At 35.2% G+C, this 19,307-nt stretch carries 11 protein-coding genes and 2 pseudogenes; 6 read left to right on the forward strand and 7 right to left on the reverse strand.

What is annotated here, in order from left to right; translation table 11 throughout:
* Positions 1-78: 78 nt before the first annotated feature.
* From IGJ55_RS12015 to IGJ55_RS12025, 3 genes and pseudogenes are all read left to right on the forward strand, one after another.
* Positions 79-393, forward strand: a complete 315-nt coding sequence (locus tag IGJ55_RS12015; RefSeq protein ID WP_069641017.1) for a DUF1827 family protein — start codon at positions 79-81, stop codon at positions 391-393.
* Positions 394-602: 209 nt separating this feature from the next.
* On the forward strand, positions 603-1,133 hold the full coding sequence (locus IGJ55_RS12020; protein ID WP_429949422.1) for a helix-turn-helix domain-containing protein: 531 nt from the start codon (positions 603-605) through the stop codon (positions 1,131-1,133).
* Positions 1,121-2,011, forward strand: a pseudogene (locus tag IGJ55_RS12025) (IS3 family transposase); the annotation flags it as partial. The gene IGJ55_RS12020 and the pseudogene IGJ55_RS12025, both read left to right, overlap by 13 nt.
* A gap of 348 nt (positions 2,012-2,359) precedes the next feature.
* Here the strand turns inward: IGJ55_RS12025 and IGJ55_RS12030 are convergent.
* Both IGJ55_RS12030 and IGJ55_RS12035 read right to left on the reverse strand, forming a co-directional pair.
* Positions 2,360-3,787, reverse strand: a complete 1,428-nt coding sequence (locus IGJ55_RS12030) for a 6-phospho-beta-glucosidase (RefSeq protein ID WP_069641015.1) — start codon at positions 3,785-3,787, stop codon at positions 2,360-2,362.
* Positions 3,788-3,821: 34 nt separating this feature from the next.
* Positions 3,822-5,708 (reverse strand): beta-glucoside-specific PTS transporter subunit IIABC, encoded by a 1,887-nt coding sequence (locus IGJ55_RS12035; protein ID WP_069641014.1) that lies wholly within the window; start codon positions 5,706-5,708, stop codon positions 3,822-3,824.
* Between the two features lie 188 nt (positions 5,709-5,896).
* On the opposite strand from IGJ55_RS12035, the gene IGJ55_RS12040 reads away from it, so the two are divergent.
* Positions 5,897-6,592, forward strand: coding sequence for a GntR family transcriptional regulator (locus IGJ55_RS12040; protein WP_069655535.1), 696 nt, complete (start codon positions 5,897-5,899; stop codon positions 6,590-6,592).
* A 232-nt stretch (positions 6,593-6,824) separates the two neighbouring features.
* Positions 6,825-8,122: pseudogene (locus IGJ55_RS12045) on the forward strand (ISL3 family transposase).
* Between the two features lie 152 nt (positions 8,123-8,274).
* Here the strand turns inward: IGJ55_RS12045 and IGJ55_RS12050 are convergent.
* The 3 genes from IGJ55_RS12050 to IGJ55_RS12060 all read right to left on the reverse strand — a co-directional run bounded on the left by IGJ55_RS12050 (position 8,275) and on the right by IGJ55_RS12060 (position 12,911).
* Positions 8,275-9,852 (reverse strand): peptide chain release factor 3, encoded by a 1,578-nt coding sequence (locus tag IGJ55_RS12050; protein ID WP_111247004.1) that lies wholly within the window; start codon positions 9,850-9,852, stop codon positions 8,275-8,277.
* A gap of 379 nt (positions 9,853-10,231) precedes the next feature.
* Positions 10,232-11,608, reverse strand: a complete 1,377-nt coding sequence (locus tag IGJ55_RS12055) for a hemolysin family protein (protein WP_069641009.1) — start codon at positions 11,606-11,608, stop codon at positions 10,232-10,234.
* A gap of 166 nt (positions 11,609-11,774) precedes the next feature.
* Positions 11,775-12,911: an AI-2E family transporter gene (locus tag IGJ55_RS12060; RefSeq protein ID WP_430598176.1), complete on the reverse strand. Its 1,137-nt coding sequence runs from the start codon at positions 12,909-12,911 to the stop codon at positions 11,775-11,777.
* A gap of 395 nt (positions 12,912-13,306) precedes the next feature.
* Here IGJ55_RS12060 and IGJ55_RS12065 point away from each other — a divergent pair, with 395 nt between their 5' ends.
* A complete protein-coding gene (locus tag IGJ55_RS12065) occupies positions 13,307-13,741 on the forward strand; it encodes a GNAT family N-acetyltransferase (protein WP_069641007.1) in 435 nt (144 codons plus the stop codon).
* A gap of 230 nt (positions 13,742-13,971) precedes the next feature.
* On the opposite strand, the gene IGJ55_RS12070 is transcribed toward IGJ55_RS12065, so the two are convergent.
* Together IGJ55_RS12070 and bph are read right to left on the reverse strand one after the other, a co-directional pair.
* Positions 13,972-17,583 carry a Cna B-type domain-containing protein gene (locus IGJ55_RS12070; protein ID WP_430606563.1) on the reverse strand — a complete coding sequence of 1,204 codons (3,612 nt, stop codon included), beginning with the start codon at positions 17,581-17,583 and terminating at the stop codon, positions 13,972-13,974.
* Positions 17,584-18,467: 884 nt separating this feature from the next.
* Positions 18,468-19,001, reverse strand: coding sequence for a biofilm phosphatase Bph (bph, locus tag IGJ55_RS12075; RefSeq protein ID WP_010773241.1), 534 nt, complete (start codon positions 18,999-19,001; stop codon positions 18,468-18,470).
* Between the last annotated feature and the right edge of the window lie 306 nt (positions 19,002-19,307).

The following is a 19,307-nucleotide window of genomic DNA, read 5'->3' on the forward strand; positions in this document are numbered from 1 at the left end:
TTTCAGCTTTTTTGAGCTGTGAATATTCTGTTTTTTATTATCAAAGTCAAAAATAAAGAATCGAATGAGGTGAAAAACATGAAACTAGTCAACGTAACTAATAGTTATAAACGGTTAGTCAATAAACAACTAGAAAATACCGATGCATACTTTGTTAAAGTTTATTCAGCGGGTAATACGACCGTCGTTTATACAGAAGCTACCCAACATGCCGAAATATTGATTGTGAACAAAAAACGTGCTGTTCGAAAAACGGAAATCAATGAAATTCTAAAGTATCTATTAAAACGGATTCCTAAGGATAAATATGACCACGATCAAATTTCAATCATTGAGTTAAAAGATGTCATTGAAATTTCGATCCCAATCTCTTCCGCACTTGTGGAGAATTAAACAAAAGGAGGTTGGGACAGGAGTGTTTAATCCCGAGAAATAAGAAGGAATTCACGAAAATTGCTCTTCAAATTTTTGTGAATTTCGGCTTATTTCCGAAGGGATTGCTTCTGCTCCCACCGTTTATACGGATTTTTTGAGTCTGAGATATAATGATGTGACCCCCAAAAGTTGCACGTGAAAAATACAATTTTTGGAGGTTATTTTTTATGAGTTATTATGAGGTAGAATTCAAATTAAAGCTAGTGAAAGAGTACCTAGAAGGCCCTCTGGGCGGACGAGCCTTGGCTAAAAAATACGGACTCCCATCAAATGCCTTAATTTACAATTGGAAACACTCCTATCAATTATTTGGGAAAGAAGGGCTCAAAAGACACCGTTCATTGACAAAATATACTAGTGAATTTAAGCGAGATGTATTACACTTTATAGAAACGACAGATGCTTCTTTCGGTGAAGCAGCAAGACAATTCAAGCTGCCTAGTGGGTCGATGATTTCTCGTTGGCAAAAGAAATATATCGCTGGTGGTCAAACTGCTCTGTCCAATCAAAAAGGGAGACCCAAAAAAAGGATGAACAAACCAACAAAAAAACAGCAAGAAACAAGCAAACTATCTCGTGAAAAGGAATTAGAGCGTGAGAATGAACGTTTGCGAATCGAGGTCGAGTATTTAAAAAAGCTACGGACTTTCCAACAGACTATTATGGCGAAGCGAAAAGACGAGTTCAAACCAGAATAGCCATAGAACTTATTGGAAAGTATCGTCAAGATCATGTATTACAAGCGATTAAGCTACCGCGTTCTACCTTCAATTACTGGAAAAAGATAATGAGCGAAGAAAAAATGACTCACATAGAGAAATTGATTCAAACAATTTTTGAAGAGAATGATCGCAATTATGGCTATCGTCGAATCAAGTTGGCTTTAGTGAATAGGGGCTATCAAATCAATCATAAGAAAATCAGACGAATTATGAAGAAATATAACTTAGTATGTATAAGCTTTACACGTCGTTCAAGAAGGTATCGATCTTACAAAGGTTTGGTGGGAACCTTGGCTAAAAACAAGGTGAATCGCCGCTTCTTTAGCACGATTCCAAAACAAAAAATCTTTACAGATATTTCAGAATTCCACTATACTGAACGAAATTCCGAAGGAATTAAACTAAAAAGAAAAGCCTATCTCAGTCCTTTTCTTGATGGTTTTAATGGAGAAATCATTGCCTATCAATTTCAGCAAAAACCAACGTTGGATTGTGTATTGATTCCTTTAAAAACAGCCATTAAAGAAAGTAAAAAGACCAACTTTCGAACAACAATCCATTCCGATCAAGGGTGGCATTATCAAAATCAACAGTATGTTAGACAATTGAAGCAAGCAAAGTTATACCAGAGTATGTCACGAAAAGGAAATTGTTTGGACAACGCATTAATGGAAAATTTCTTTGGTCTAATGAAACAAGAAATGTATTATGGCCGTATTTTTTCTAGCTTTGAGGAATTAAAACGAGCAGTTACAAATTATATTGATTATTACAATCATCATCGGATAAAAGCAAAATTGACTGGTATGAGTCCGGTTCAATACCGAATTCATACCAGTCGAATGACAGGTTAATCTACGTACAACTTTTAGGGCGCACATCATAACTCGTAAAGTTATGTCCCAGACTCCTTTCATTTGCTTTATTCCAAAATCTTTTTTTGTATTTCTACCAAACAATTGATTTATTTTCCCCAAAAACCACAATTCTAATCTGCAACTCTTCAATTAGTTAGTTTTTGTACAAAATAAAAAGTTCTTTTCCACCAAAAATACTTGACAAAGAGCCTTTTTAAATTACCTAGATATGCTTTTTATCCCATCCCAAAAAACACCCTGACTCTCTTTGATACTAAGTCACCAAAACCTAGTACAAAAGGAGATTCAAGGTGTCTCTCTCTCATAATAATGGATTAAAACTACCTATTTTAATCCATTATTTTCGATAACTTGGCGATACCAAGCAAAAGAATCTTTTTTATAGCGCTGCATTGTACCGTTTCCTGCATTATCACGATCTACATAAATCATTCCATAGCGCTTTTTCATTTCTCCAGTTGTAAATGAAACTAAATCAATAATTCCCCAAGGCGTATAACCTAAAAGTTCTACACCATCATAATCAACTGCTTTTTCTAACGCCTCAATATGTTTGCTTAAATACTCAATTCTAGTTTCGTCATGTACTTTTCCGTTTTCCAACTCGTCAATTGCACCAAACCCATTTTCTACGATAAATAGAGGTAGTTGATAACGATCATATAAACGATTCAATGTAAAACGTAGTCCTTCTGGATCAATCGCCCAACCCCAATCAGTTGATTGGATATGCGGGTTTTCAACACCATTAGCAAGTCCACCATTGACGATATTATTGTCGACATCATTTCTAGCATCTGCTTTTACTACTGTCGACATATAGTAGCTAAATCCAACATAATCGACTGTTCCAGCTTTCAAAACGGCTAAATCTTCTAAACGTATGTCTATATTGTATCCTTCCCGTTCAAACTCTTTTAACGCATAGTTTGGATATTTTCCACGAACATGTACATCAGCAAAGAAAAACCTTTGACGATTCGCTTCTTCAGCTGCCATAATATCGGCTGGATTACATGAATAAGGATAGATAGGTACATGAGAAACCATACAGCCAATTTGAAACGCCGGATTAATTTCTTTCCCGATCATCACAGCTTTAGCACTGGCAACTAGTTCGTTGTGAGCCACTTGATACATCACTTCTTTAGCATTTTCGCCTTCTTCAACCAAAACACCTGAATTCGTCCATAAGAAAATCGGATTATTAACATCCATTTGATTATTGATTTCGTTAAACGTCATCCAGTATTTCACTTTGTCTTGGTACCGTTCAAACACTACTTTGGCAAACTTAGCAAAAAAATCAATCACTTGACGATTGCGAAAACCACCGTATTCACGCGCTAAATGTAAAGGCATTTCAAAGTGAGATAATGTAATGACTGGCTCAATGCCGTTTTTCAGCAATTCATCAAAAACATCATCATAAAATTTCAATCCCGCTTCATTCGGTTTAGCTTCATCACCTTTAGGAAAAATCCGCGTCCACGCAATCGAGGTACGTAAACACTTCAAACCCATTTCTGCAAACAGTGCAATATCTTTCTTATATTCATGATAAAAATCAATCGCAACTTGATTTGGATAAAATTTATCCGCTTCAATTGTTGACGTAATCTCTCTTGCAACGCCATGTTCTCCTGCAGTCATTACATCGATTACGCTTGGGCCTTTACCACCAGCATCCCAACCACCTTCAAATTGATGGGCAGCTAAAGCGCCACCCCATAAAAAATCTTTTTGTACCATTTTCTTATTCCTCCAATTGTTTAATTGTGTTTATTTAGTTAAAGTCTAAAATTATATCGTTTCGATCTACATGAGTCTTTTCTGTAATTAACATGTCTTTTAGTTCATTACTATTCGGTACCACAACAATCGTTGTTGCTACATAACCTGCAGCTTGAATTTTTTCACTGTCAAAACTTAACAGTAGCTCTCCGACTTGAATTTCTTGATCCTGTTTCACAAAATAGTCAAAGCCTTCACCATGCATATTCACTGTGTCCAACCCAACATGAATCAGTAACTCTACACCTTCCTTAGATGTTAAGCCCACAGCATGTTTTGAATCAAAAACAGCGCTAACCGTTCCCGAAAATGGTGCATAAATTTTGTTATCGCTCGGTTCAATGGCAACTCCATTGCCCATAACACCGCTAGCAAACACTTCATCTGGCACTTGACTCAACGGTACAACGTCCCCTGCTAAGGGTGCTAAAATAGGAGTTTTTGGTCCATCTACTGTCATCATAGGTTCTCCAGTCGCTAGCTCCTGGGTTAATTCTTGATCATCTGCTCTGGTTTCACCAGTGCCAAAAACCTGAGCTAGGACAACTGGTCCTACTAATGCAATTAATGACCCGATTACAATCCCGATAAACGAACTTGGATTATCCTTACTAATCGCATTAACGGTTGTTAAGACACCCGGTAACCCTGCATAAGCATAGTAATACGGATTAAAGAAACTAGCTACAATGGCTCCGATACCACCAGAAATGCAACCGTAAATGAACGGTTTTTTCAAACGTAAAGTGACACCGTAAATAGCTGGCTCAGTAATACCAAAAATCCCAGTGATAAAAGCTGATAAAGAAACACCTTTCATTTCTTTATTACGTGTTTTTAAGAAAACAGCTAAAGCAGCTCCGACTTGCGCAATCACAGCAATAGTTTGAAATGCTTGGAAAGAGTCCCGACCATACAAATCAAAGTTAGCTAGAACCATCGGCGTAACACCCCAATGAACCCCAAAAATTACAATGACTTGCCAGATACTCCCAATAATTCCAGCTGCTAAAAACGGCACATTTTCCGCTAAGAAGTTATAGCCATTTGCAATCGCTGTTGCTGCACCTGATGAAATCGGTCCGATGATCAAAATAGTTAAAGGTACCATAATGATTAGACAGATCAATGGTACAAACAATGAACGTACTACACTTGGAATTCTTTTTTCAATAAAATGCTCCAAATAAGATAAGAGCCAAACCAAAATCAGTGGCGGTAAAACTGAAGATGTATAAACAGTTTCAGATAAAGGAATGTTAAAAAAAGTAATTGCTTGACCTGAAGCAATCGTACCTGCCATCTCAGCCCAAGTCGGCGAAACTAATGCCGCACAACAGGCAATGGCTATATACATATTTGACTTAAAATGGCGAGAAGCTGTTACTGCAATAAAGATAGGTAGAAAGGTAAATGGAGCCCAAGAGATAAAACTAAATACTTGATACGTACCTGTTTCCGCAAACGTTGGAAATGCCAAATTCACTAAAATCAAAATCCCTTGTAAAATTCCTGCTGCCGCTAAAACATAAATGAACGGGGCAAAAACAGCTGACATTGTCGCAACAAGGCGATTTAAAATGGATCCTTTCGGCGCATCATCACTTGATAGATTTTCCACCTCTCCTAGCTTAATAAACGCATCGTAAACCTCCCCAACATGAGTACCGATTACAATTTGCATTTGACCACCAGACTCAACCGCAGTAATCACACCTGTTAATTGAGATAATTGCTCTTTCATCTCAGGTGTACTCGCTTTCAATACAAGTCGCAGACGCGTGGCACAACGAGCAACACTCACAATATTATCCGCTTTTACGATAGTCAAAATATCACTTGCTAATTTTGAATAATCCCTGACTTTTCCGCTCAACATTAAAAACTCCCTTTTTTTATAAATTATACATTTACATTTCAATTGTATGGGTATAATATAAATGTAACCAAACAATTTGTCAATAACTATTTTTATTTACAAATATTCTTTTACTGATAAACTTAACTAGAAAACCTTTTAAAATTAACTGATCTATTGAAATCAGAAAATCTTTATCGGAGGAACTTATGCTGAAATATCAAGAAGTCGCACAACAAATTGAATCTAAAATCCAAACTGAAAATCTTCCTCAAGGAACAAAATTACCTAGTGTTAGTGAATTAGTCACCGAATATCAGGTTAGCAAAAATACAATTTTACAAACATTAAAAGTGTTGGAATCACGTAGCGTCATTTATCAAGTTCAAGGTAGCGGTATTTTCGTGCGCCGAAGAAAGCGCAAAGGCTATATCACTTTGTTAGAAAATCAAGGATTTTCAGGAGATTTGACTTATTTTGATGTTGTTTCAAAAGTAATTAACGTGACAATTGTCAAAGCAACGGAAGAAGTGGCAAATAATTTGCATTGCACGCTTGATGATGATGTATACCTAGTAAAACGTGTTCAATCGATTCGGGGACAAATATTATGTGTAGAAGAATCTTATTACAAAATGAGTGTTGTCACTTTTTTGAATGAATCGATTGCAGAGGACTCAATATTCCACTATTTAGAAAAAGCCTTAAATATTCATATAGGCTTTTCTGATAAATATTTAAGTGTTCATAAAACAAAGGGGGAAATCTCCCGGTATTTAGAACTACCAGAAGATTCCCCCGTACTATTAGTAGAGGAAATATATTATACAAATACTGGCGATCCCTTTGATTTCGCCAAAAATTACTATCATTATGAACACTCTCAATTCTTCTTACAAGGCTAAGTGATCAGAATATCTCTCAAAATTTTACGAATTATTCTGCAACAAGATCCTAATTAAAAAAAGGCAAAAAAACTCTTGAATTTTCCTAACATTTAAAACAGCAAAAAAGGGCTCTATACTTTCTGATGTTTGAGAGCTCACCAGCATCTTTTTAATACAAAATAATAGAAAAGACACCCTGATATCCTTTAGAATTAAGTCGTCTAAAACCATTCAAAAAGGAGAAATCAAGATGTCCTATACAAATCTTATCAAAAATACCTTAGATATTCTAGACTTAAATATTACTTTTAATGAAAATTCTTTAAAAAAGGAACGAATCAAAGGACGAATCTGCCACGTATTTTCTGGTACATTGGATTATTTCGCTCACTCCTATCATCATTGTGGTGCCAAAGAAAACGGTTCGATTATTCTTTGGAGCTTTACAACGTGTCTGATTTTACTGAATGATGTCTCTGAGGTTCAAACGTATTCATGCTTATAGAAACAACCTTTCTTCTGTCATTCTTGTGATAGAACGTTTGTCGCTTAAACAAATCTGATTGAAAAGTGTTGCTCAATCTCGAAGAAAGTCAAGCTTTCGATTGCCGAGCGTCTACGAAACACTACGTCTATAAGCGAAATTGCCTGTCAAAAGAAGGTCTCTGTTTCCTCTTTTTATCGCGTATTGAAACAGTTTTACGAACCAAAAAAAATCAATCGGCTCACATTGCCAGAAGTTCTTTGTTTTGATGAATTTAAATCAGTGAAACAAGTCGCTGCTTCTATGAGCTTTATCATGATGGACGGGCAAAAAGGCAATTAATTGATGTCATTGAAAATCGGCAGCTTTCTTTTTTAGAACGTTATTTCTCACGATTTTTTTCTCTGTTCGTGAAGGGGTAAAATACATTGTTTGCGATATGTATGCGCCTTATTTTTCTTTAATTAAGAAACTATTTCCAAAGGCTCAGATTATTCTTGATCGCTTCCATATTGTGCAACACATTGGGCGAACGTTCTTAAAACACCGAATTCAACGAATGAATACCTTTCTTCATAAGGGAAATGGAGAGGCAAAAAAATATCGTCATCTAAAGAAATACTGGAAACTGCTTCAAAAGAATCAATCGAAGCTCAATTTTGAAAAACGCCAGTGGCGTCCTTCTTTCCGTGCCTATTTAACAGAAATAGAACTCGTGGATCGGTTACTTGCTTATGATGAAGAATTGAGAGCTGGCTATACCTGTTATCAGAAGTTTCTCTATGCCATACAAACAAGAGATTACGACAGTTTCATGCGTTATTAGAACAAGATTATTCTAGGCTTCCAGCTTATTATCAAACGACCATTAATACCTTTAAAAAAGTTCAAACGGGCATTAAAAATGCGTTGGATTTGCCTTATTCCAACGGACCGTTAGAATGCTTGAATAACCATATCAAAGTATTAAAGAGAACTACGGCTTCCGTAACTTCTATAATTTTAAATTGAGAATTACTTTATGTTTTGGTTCTGTTCTTTTTCAACCACAGAGAAAAACCTAGAGGAATTTCCCTCTAGGCTTCGTCATTGATTTAATTCTTTGGATTTTCTTCACCAACATTAGTTGACAAAGAATCACTTTTTTTATAACTTCATTTAATAATCAATAGTTTTAGCAACAACTCAAAACCATTGTCGTTTCCTATTGGTCATCCTACATCAAACTCTTCAATTCAACATCAGGATACTTATCTGCAAACCAACGCATAGCAAATTGATTTTCAAATAAGAACAGCGGCTGATCAAAGCGATCTCTAGCTAAGATATTCCGACTAGAGCTCATTCGTTCATCAAGATCGGCTGGATCGATCCATCGAGCTATTTTTGAACCCATTGGAGTCATGATCACTTCAGCATTATATTCATTCAGCATACGATGTTGGAACACTTCAAATTGTAATTGCCCAACGGCCCCAATGATATACTCTTCCGTTAAATACGTTTTATATAACTGGATCGCACCTTCTTGAACCAACTGATAAATGCCTTTATGGAATGATTTTTGTTTCATCACATTTTTGGCACTGACTTTCATAAACAACTCTGGTGTAAATGAGGGTAATTCTTCGTACTGAACTTTTAATTTCCCTTCAAATAACGTGTCTCCAATTTGATAATTCCCTGTATCATAGATCCCGATAATATCACCAGCTACAGCTTCTTCGACATTTTCTCTAGCATCAGCCATAAATTGTGTTACATTACTTAACTTGATTTTTTTACCGGTTCTTCCAAGTGTAACGTCCATGCCACGCTCAAAGGTTCCTGAACAGATACGAACAAAAGCAATACGATCTCGGTGAGCTGGATTCATATTTGCTTGGATTTTAAATACAAAGCCTGAAAATTCTTCTTCATAAGGGCTGACTTCTTGCCCTTCTTCTGTCTTATGTCCATATGGTGATGGTGCAAATTGCAAGAAAGTTTCCAACATTGTTTGGACTCCAAAGTTAGTTAATGCTGAACCAAAGAAGACTGGTGTTTGATCACCGCGAGCAATTTTCTCCGTATCAAACTCGTCACCTGCTTCAACTAACAATTCAACTTCTTCTAATACTTGTTGGTAAACACTATCCTTATGCAATGGCAAATCACTTGGAATGTCACCATCCACTAATGGAATGAAACGTTCGCCATTATTGGTTTCGGGACGGTAAACTTCTACACGCTTATTGTAGATATCATATAATCCTTCCAACCCTTTTCCCATACCAATCGGCCAATTCATTGGATATGATTCAATATCTAGCAACTCTTCTAATTCTTCAAGTAACTCTAACGGTTCTCGACCATCTCTATCTAATTTATTGATAAACGTAAAAATTGGAATCCCACGTTTCTTTACAACTTGAAATAATTTTTTGGTTTGGGCTTCGATCCCTTTGGCACTATCGATTACCATAACAGCGCTATCCACAGCCATCAAAGTCCGGTACGTGTCTTCTGAAAAATCCTCGTGTCCAGGTGTGTCCAAGATATTTACGCGTTTCCCATCATAGTCAAATTGCATCACTGAACTGGTTACAGAAATTCCTCTTTGTTTTTCGATTTCCATCCAGTCAGATTTCGCAAAATTTCCTGTTTTCTTTCCTTTTACAGTTCCAGCTTGGCGGATTGCGCCTCCAAATAGTAAAAGCTGTTCTGTAATCGTTGTTTTACCAGCATCCGGATGGGAAATAATGGCAAACGTGCGGCGGCTATCTACTTGTTCTTTTAAATGCGGATTATTCATTCGTTGCTCCAATCTATCATTTTTTCTTGAAAAGACTTCATTTATTTATCTTGGTTTATTTAAAGGCTATTTACATTGGAAAATTCTCCCTGCTCTTTATTCTTCAACTAATGTAGTATATCATGGAATTACCCTAGTTTTCAAAGTCTTTAACTAAGTTTCTAAAAAAATTGCAGAGACTAAATGAACACGCAACGAATTTAAGTCTCACTCCTAACTAGATGTAATAAAGCCTTAATATTCGCTTTTGATTATTTATCCGTTCATAAAATCATTGAAACGTTCTCTTACGTTGATTTTTCCTATATAACAGTTTACAGTGAGTTAAATAAAAGAAGGAACATGAGTAGCTTTCACTACTTCTGTTCCTTCTTTTGGTTTATCTTCTTGGCTCGTCATCTTCCATTTCTTTACGGAAAAAACGACGGTATTCTTCAGGTTCTTCATCAACGATTTCTTCGTCATGGAAAACAACTTTTAATGCTAAAACTCTCGTTCCTTCCATTTCTTCAGAAGTCAGTGTAATGTTGCCAACATCAAATGACAATTTCTCCCCTTCATCAGGAATCGTACCTAAAGCGGTTATCAGATAACCTGCCATTGTATCGACATCACTCATGTGCAAATCTGTGCCAAATGCTTCGTTGAATTCATCAATCAGCATTCTACCTTGAACTAAATACTCATGCTCACTGAGCTTATCATACAAGTTCTCTACTTCATCCGTCTCATCATCGATTTCTCCAACAATTTCTTCTAATAAATCTTCTAACGTAGCCAAACCAACGACACCACCATATTCATCCAATAGGATCGCCATCTGATTTTGAGTTCGTTTTAGTTCATATAATAAATCATCAATAAAAATCGTTTCTGGGACAAATAATGGTTCTTGGATAATATTTTTTAATTCAATTTTGTCAAAGCCTAATTTATGGGCTGCTTTTAATAAATTTTTAGTATGAAGAACACCGATAATTTTATCTTTGTCTTCGTTATAAACTGGGATTCTCGAATAGTTTTCGGATAAAATAGCATTAATATTCTCTTGAATATCATCTTCAATATTGATCATAAAAGCATCGGTTCGTGGAACCATAACTTCACGAGCAACTTTCGTATCTAATGAGAAGACACCTTGAAGCATTTCTAATTCATCATTATCTAAAACACCTTCTGATTCCAACATATAACGCATTTCGTCACGTGTCATTTTTGAATCAGCATCATCAAATGTCATTGGTGTAATTTTTGAAAGTAAGTCTGTTGAAGCAGATAACAACCACACAAATGGTCGAGCAATTACGCCTAATACTCGCACGAATCCAGAAGTTGCTTGCGCTACTTCTTCTGATTTGTTCATGGCGATTCGTTTTGGATATAATTCACCAAAAACAATGGAAACATAGGTCAACATAGCTAAAATAATAATATTTGCTATGCTTTTTGCAGCAGCTCCGCCACCAAGAACAGGTGCCAATCTTGCTGATAAAGTATCAGCTAAAGATGCTCCAGACAAGATATTAACTAACGTGATACCGACTTGAATCGTTGATAAAAAGCTCGTAGGATCTTGTAGAATCTTTAATAACTTCTTCGCTTTCGCGTCTCCTTCTTCTGCTTTTTGTTCGATACGATTCTTGTTGACTGAAACTACTGCTATCTCCGCTGCAGCAAGAAACGCATTGATCAATGTTAAAACGATCAATAATAAAATTTGCGCGATAAGCGACTGACTCTCGGGGTCAGCATTCATAATGTGCACTCTCTCCTCTTAAAATTATTCGAAAAACGTTGTATTTCGTTTTCCAATTTCATTTAGTAATAAACTGTTTACTAATCCATTTGATAAAAAACGTGACCACTATAAGTAGTCACGCTAAAATCGTATCACAAACATCGATTAATTTCAATAATCGATGTCATTTTTCTTTCATTGTTATCTCATTTCCTTCACCAGACAATACAATTTTTTCACTTTTGCTTTCTCGAATCATTCCCATTACATGAATCACTACGGTTTTTACAATCGCATAAAATGGAACGCCTAAGAAAATGCCCAATAGTCCCGCGATGTTTCCAGCAACTAGTAAAACAATGATGATCGTTAATGGATGGATCTGTAAAGATTTTCCAATTACATTCGGATAAATGATATTGCCATCGATTTGTTGGACAATTAAAACAACAACACAACAAAATACGGCTTTGATCGGTTCATCAAAAACAGTTACAAAAACAGCTGGCGCCAGTCCTAGATAAGGACCAAGATACGGGATCAGATTGGTGAACCCTGCAATTACACCGAATAAAAAGGCATAACGAACGCCAATCAAAGAATAACCAATTGCAGTAAAAGTACCGACAAATAAACATTCAATCGCTTGCCCGCTAATATAATTTGCCAATGTTTTGTTGATTTTGTTTAACAAATCAGCGATGCTTTCTTGGCGTTTTTCAGGTAAAAAACGCTCGATCGATGGTACTAATCGGTCCCCATCTTTTAACATATAAAATAAAATAAACGGTGCTGTGAAAATAACGATTGTCGTCGAAGCCACTGTGGACACAACTGAACCTAAGCTATTTGATAAGCCACTTAAAAACTGTTGAATAATCGTTCCATATGATATATCCAATTTCTCTATATAACTTGTTAAATCAACCTCTTTAAATAATGGTAGCTCAGCCATTCGGTAGACCCAAGCTTCTACATTACTGAAAACAGTCGGCATACTTGAAGCTAAACTAGCAAGCTGAGATGCTAACTTAGGAATCACACTGACTAGTATCAACACAATAGCTACTACTAATATCAATAAAACAAGAAGAACTGCAAAAATTCTTTTCATTTTCGTTTTCATTAGTAAATTGACAATTGGATTTAAGATATAATACAAAAATCCTGCTACTAATACTGGTGCAAATAAGGTTGAGAAAAATGTTCCGATTGGTGCAAATACAAAATTGATTTTACTTGAGACAAAAATCAACGTTGCAATTACTAGTAATTCTGCTGACCAAAAAAATAATTTTGACTGTCTTAATTTTTCAAACAAAGAAGATCCTCCCTTAACATTAAAAATTGTGCTTTTTTATTTTATTCATGAAATAATAATTGCTCCTTAATAGATTTTAGCATAACCTCTCCTAAATAACATAGCAATACTTCTTTGTACCTATTTTTATTTAAAGTATTGAATCAAATTTACAGAAGATTATTTTTATGCTCTTCAAAATAATATTTGGCTTTTTCTAAGTTCCCTTTACCGATTACGTCTTTGATTTTTTATACGATTTCATCTGTAATCCTTGTAAACATGACCTTTCGAATTTTTTATTTATACTGCAAACTGCTTACGCCATAAAAAAAATAACCTTTCATTTTTAGTAATGTTCTACTGTCTGCTTATTTGATGTATAATAAATAAAATAATTATAATTGAGGTGCTATATGAAAATCGTCCACACTAGAGATACTATGAGTACTATCTATTTAGATGCAGTGAAAATTCGCCGTCACGTTTTTATGTTGGAGCAAGGCGTTCCTGGTGAGATTGAACTCGATAAATATGAAGCAGCTTGTATTCATTTTGTTTTATATGATGATGATAATGAAGCAATTGCAACTTGCCGTTTATTACCCCTTGAACAGAATCTTATAAAATTACAACGAATGGCTGTCAAAAAAGGCTACAGAGGAAAAGATTACGGGCGGTTGATCGTAAAAAATGCTGAGCAGTTCTCTAAAGAACAAGGATATAATACTATGACTTTAGGCGCTCAAATAACTGCGCTTGGTTTTTACGAACGTATGGGTTATGTCAAAGAAGGGGACATGTTCCTAGATGCGAATATCGAGCATTATCAAATGACTAAATCTTTGTAATTATGAAAAATCTTGGGATCGATACATCCTTCAGGTATGTTTTCAATTCATCGACAAAGGGTAAACTCAATATTTTTCTAACTGAAATTAATACCTATATAGGAAATAACTTAGATTTTTGTATACCTTTTAAATATCAGAAAATCCAGATGCCAATCAAATTGACTGGTATCTGGATTTTCTTTTAGAACGTATGCCCCACGTCAATTGAGTAACTAGACTATCTCATTTTAGCGGCGTTTGTTCCGTAAATATAACCCACTAGCCAACATCAGCACTACAATTCCAAAAAGTATTGACCCTATCGTCGTGACTTCTCCTAATGAAGGTATTATTGTGCCAATCTTCTTCGTCGGTTTAGTTGGTATTTCTTTCTCTGGCGAATCTGGGGTAGGAGGATCTGATGGATACGTATTAGTCAAAAGGATTCCATGCTTGGTCGCATCATTCATTGTCGCAGTATACCCTTCAGGAATATCCACTTCTTTGATTGTGTAGTCAATTTCTTTTCCTGCTACTTTTTCATCTAATTCCGTCCAAGAATACTGCCAGTTATTTGCGGAAGAAAGTGTTACAATTTCTCCGTGTTTTTCTCCATTCGCATATAGCTGAACGCTAATTTTTTCTGGTCTTTTTTTCGCCTGATCATCAGCATCGTCCCAAGCTTTATTTACTGTTACACTTGTTTTCCCAGGAGTATAACGGTTTATTAAATCGATGCCGACAATTTCAGTTGAATACTCAGGCACTTGATTTTCCATTACCGTATAAATAATTTCTTTTCCATTATTATACTTAGGTAAGTTCGTAAACGTGTATTGCCAATTGTTTGCCGCGGTTACGTCTTGCTCATTTACTGGCACCCCATTTGCCAATAAGAGAACTGTAATGGACTCTGGACGTTTACCGTCTTGGTTATCTTTATCTTCCCATGTTTTTGTACCTGTCAGCTCAATTGTTTCGGGTACGTGAGAGTTTGTAATGATGACATTGCCAAGATCTTCACTGTCGATTGTTATTCCATACTCTTCATCTATTGAAGTTTCTTTTACAGAATAAATAATATCTTGTCCATTGGCTTTTTCATCTAATTCTGTCCATGTGTGTTGCCATAAATTTTTGTCGCTCAAGCTAACAGGCTCTCCCTGTTTCTTCTCATTGGCATACAATTGAACCGTAATATTTTCTGGTCGTTTGCCATCTTGATTGTCAGCATCATTCCACGCTTTCGTCACAGTTACACTAGTTTGGCCCGGTGTATAATGATTGATCAAATTGGTGCCGTCGATTTCTACAGAATATTCTGGTACATGATTCTCTGTCACAGTATACTGTATTTCTTTCCCCTCTTTATATTTAGGGAGGTCTGAAAAAGCATATTCCCAATTGTCCGCTTCTGTCACCACTTTTTCGGCTACCTTTTCTCCATCAGCCAGTAAGTTTACCGTTACTTCCTTAGGACGAATGCCATCTTGATTATTTTTATCCTCCCAGGTCTTTGTTCCGGTGATCACTATTTTTTCTGGTACATGCGTATTTTTTATGATGATATTTCCTATGTCGCTTGTATCCACCGCCATATCATAGCCATCAATCACATCTAATTCTTTCACAGAATAAATGATTTCTTTTCCATTTGCTTTTTCATCTAGCTCTGCCCAAGTATGTTGCCATTGATTTGCAGTATTCAATTGAACAGGAGCTCCGAGTGCTTTTCCATCAGCATAAAGTTGAACCATGATGCCATTCGGCCGTTTACCATCTTGGTTATTTGCATCATCCCATGCTTTTGTTACTGTTACACTAGTTTGTCCTGGAGTATAACTATTTTTTATCGAAGTCCCATTGATCTCTGTGGAATAATCTGGCACATGGTCTTCTGTCACTGTATAGTGAATCAATTTACCCTCTTTATATTTTGGTAAGTTTGTAAATTCGTAGTTCCATTTATTATCTGCAGTTACTGTTTTTTGATCAATTTCTATGCCATCCGCTAATAGATTTACGATTATTTTTTCCGGTCGTTTGCCATCTTGATTATTTTTGTCATCCCACGTTTTTGTGCCTGAAACCTTTGTCGTCTCAGGTGTATGTGTATTTGTTAAAACGATTGTACCCTCTTTATCTACCTTTGTAGTTGTTTGGTATCCTGAAACATTAGATATTTCTTTAACCGTATAAGAAACTAATTGTCCATTAGCTTTTTCATCCAAGTCAACCCATTCATACTTCCACTGATTAGAGTCATTTAATATAACAGGATCACCAACAGCTATATTATTACCATACAATTGAACAGTGATACTTTGTGGTCTTTTACCATCCTGATTATTTTGGTCGTCCCAGACTTTGTTTACCGAAATAGCTGTTTTTGTCATTTCTGGTTCGTTTTTAAATGCTCCAATATTTTTGTAAGTAATGGATTGGTTTGGTTCCATTAAATCTTTTGATTCAATGGTAAAATATAAGTTATCTTTTGATTGTTCATATCCTGACGGAGCCTGTATTTCACTAAAATAATAATCACCGGTTGTTAAATTGTCTACTTTGACTTTACCATCTGTACCAGAGGCGATGTTACTTTTTACCTTAGTATAATTCCCAGTGATATTTTTTTTATACAAATCAAAAACTGCTGAGCCCAATCCCTGATTAGTGGTTCCATCAACTTTTTGAAATTCAACTCCTGCTGTTTTCCCGGTAATGGTCCCCTCAGCCACGTTGTACATTTGAGACTCAGATAATTTCCAAACTTTTTCAGAATTATCATTATATACAATGGTAATAGTCGCATCATTTGTAAATTCTGTGTCTTCCAATACTTCATTCAATGGTGTCGTATAATATTCTAATTTATATTGTTTAAATTCAGAATTGTTGTCTTGTGCAAGTTTTTCATATTTTTGAACAGTTGGTAAAATATCTGTTTTAAATCCAGAATAATATGTATTCAGTGGATCACGCATCAATCCCATTTTTTCTTGACTTACACCACCATATTCCCACGGTAGAGAGGTGAAAAATCCTCCTTCAAAAGCATACGAACCAGCCCACCCTGGTGAAATGTCTCCGAAAGAAACCATTTTTTGATCGTAGGGTGTATCTTCAATATAAATATGTTTAATTTCATCAAAAGAGCTTGCTTTGCCTAATAGCGTATTTCTCCCCAAACCAATATTCCAATTGAACACTGTACTTGTCTCATTCGGACTTTCTGGCAAATTCGCTAAAATAGCATCCCCTTCTTTTTTGTTCCAGTTTGTATCTCCCGCTCCTACACCAGTGCCCCCACCAGGAGTTCCTTCATCAGGTTTAGGTACATGGACCACTATTTCTTTATCCGGTAAAACAATTGTATTATCTCCATCTGTTTGGATGTATTTCTCATTTAATACATAACTCAAATTAAATGTTCCAGAAACTTCTGAATGCGTTTCAACATAATTCGTAGTAAACTGCATCTTGATATAATATCCAGCATCTTCGTTCCCTAAAATAGTGACGCGAGCCACTTCATTTCCATCCTTATACAAATTAAATTTAAAATTTTGTACAATTTTAAATTCTTTTGGAATAGAAAATTCTAAAATATCTCCATTTTTATACGTATTATCCGGAATACGCCACTCGTAATCTAAGTTATAAATTTCATTTATTTCCATAGTACCATTGTTTCCGATAATGGTACTTGAACTATCGGTGATTTGCGTATTTATCACATACTTGTCTCCGTTGTATTCACTCTTAGCAAAAATTGCTGATGTATTAAAGAAATAACACGTAACGGATAATAAGATTGATAGTAAGCTTATTGTAGAAAGTACATATTTTTTTTTGCTCATTTTGTTAATCCTCCTCTTTCCTACTATAGTTTTTCGCTAGAATAATTGTGGAAAAGTTAATTTACTCATTTAGTTTTTTATAACAACAGTCTAAAATGATACTTGACAACAATTGTTATTAAAATTCTCAACACTTCAGAGTAAACAAACTTAATGTTTTTTTAAATTAACTAAATATATTTATAATATTAATATGATACATTCTTTTAATTTTTTCATTCCAAAGATTACAAAATGGAGCCGTATTTTATAGAAGATTTGTCTGTTAGGTTAAGAAGAAATTATAAGACTTATGTAATTGAAAATAGATATTTTACGAACAAATTAAGAAAACGACTGAGAATGTCCTTATAACATATCTCTTCAAGTCGATTTTTCAGAACTAAATATCCTTTTTAAAGCAGTTTATCAAATGATCACTACAGCTTATTAAACTGATTTCTCATCCTGAATTTTTAATTGATTTCAAAAAAAAAAATGCTAAATTCATTTTTACTTGAATTTAGCAAGAAGTGCTCTTTGATTGAAATATTAGGTTGCATATACATAGATAAAATCGTCTTTAGTATCATTTTTTGAAAAAAAAGATATCTTGATAGTGAAAAGTAAAAGAGCACTAATCTGAAAAAATCTGAATAAGCTCATTCAGAATGATCGCCCTACTTTTTCGAACTGATAGCTAACGTTTTAAAGAAGAAAAACGTGGTTCATCATATAATTTTAACTAAAAAAACATGCTTGTTTATTTTTGTAGTTCCTTTTATTTTAACAAGAGGTTCTATTTTTGTATAAGAAAAATCCAGATGATAATCAAGTTGACTAACATCTGGATTTATCTAGGACTTACGTCCCAAGCTCTTTTTTGACTTCACATCTTACAATGGCTATTTCTTTGATAGCTCTTGGTAACGCTGATACCAGATATCTACATAGGCTTCAGAGAATGGGCCTTTTTCGTTATTAATCCAATCTACTAACGTCTTAACATTTTCTTTTAGAATAAAATCAATATCTTCTGGATAATCCATAATTTTACTGTGAAATTCGTATTCGTCCACATCCAATAACCGTTTTTCACCATCAGGAAAAACTTTGATATCCAGATCATAATCAATGTACTTCAATGCTTCATCATCTAAAAGATACGGTGACGCCAGATTGCAGTAATAAGAAACCCCCTTTTCTCTAATCATCGCTATTATGTTGAACCAGTATTTTTTATGGAAATAAACTATAGCTGGTTCACGAGTAACCCAACGACGCCCGTCAGACTCTGTTACCAATGTATGATCGTTGACACCGATTAAAGAATACTCGCTCGTTTTTAATACCATAGTATCTCGCCATGTTCGATGCAAATGCCCATCGTGTTTGTAACTTTGGATTGTTACAAATTCACCTTCTTTTGGAATTGCCATAGTCCCCCAACTTTCCCTAGTACGAAAAATCGCTTCTAAAAGCTACTAATTTCTCGTTTGGGTGTTCATTACACCGATATCAACATAATTATATCATAATTTTCAACTTTGCATACTAAGTAGTTTGGTTTCTTACAGTAATGAGAACTATCTTTTAAAATAAATCGTTCGATTTTAGTTTTTGGAGGCTGACATTGGAATAGATTTTAAGAAGGTCTAGCTCTAAACAGAGCTAGACCTACGCTTTGTTTCCGAAAAGCGATAATTCACTAATATTTCAATCCACTAGCTCTAAACAGAGCTAGA

Origin of the sequence: Enterococcus sp. AZ170 (assembly GCF_050545135.1) — a bacterium.
Lineage (GTDB): Bacteria > Bacillota > Bacilli > Lactobacillales > Enterococcaceae > Enterococcus_L > Enterococcus_L ureilyticus.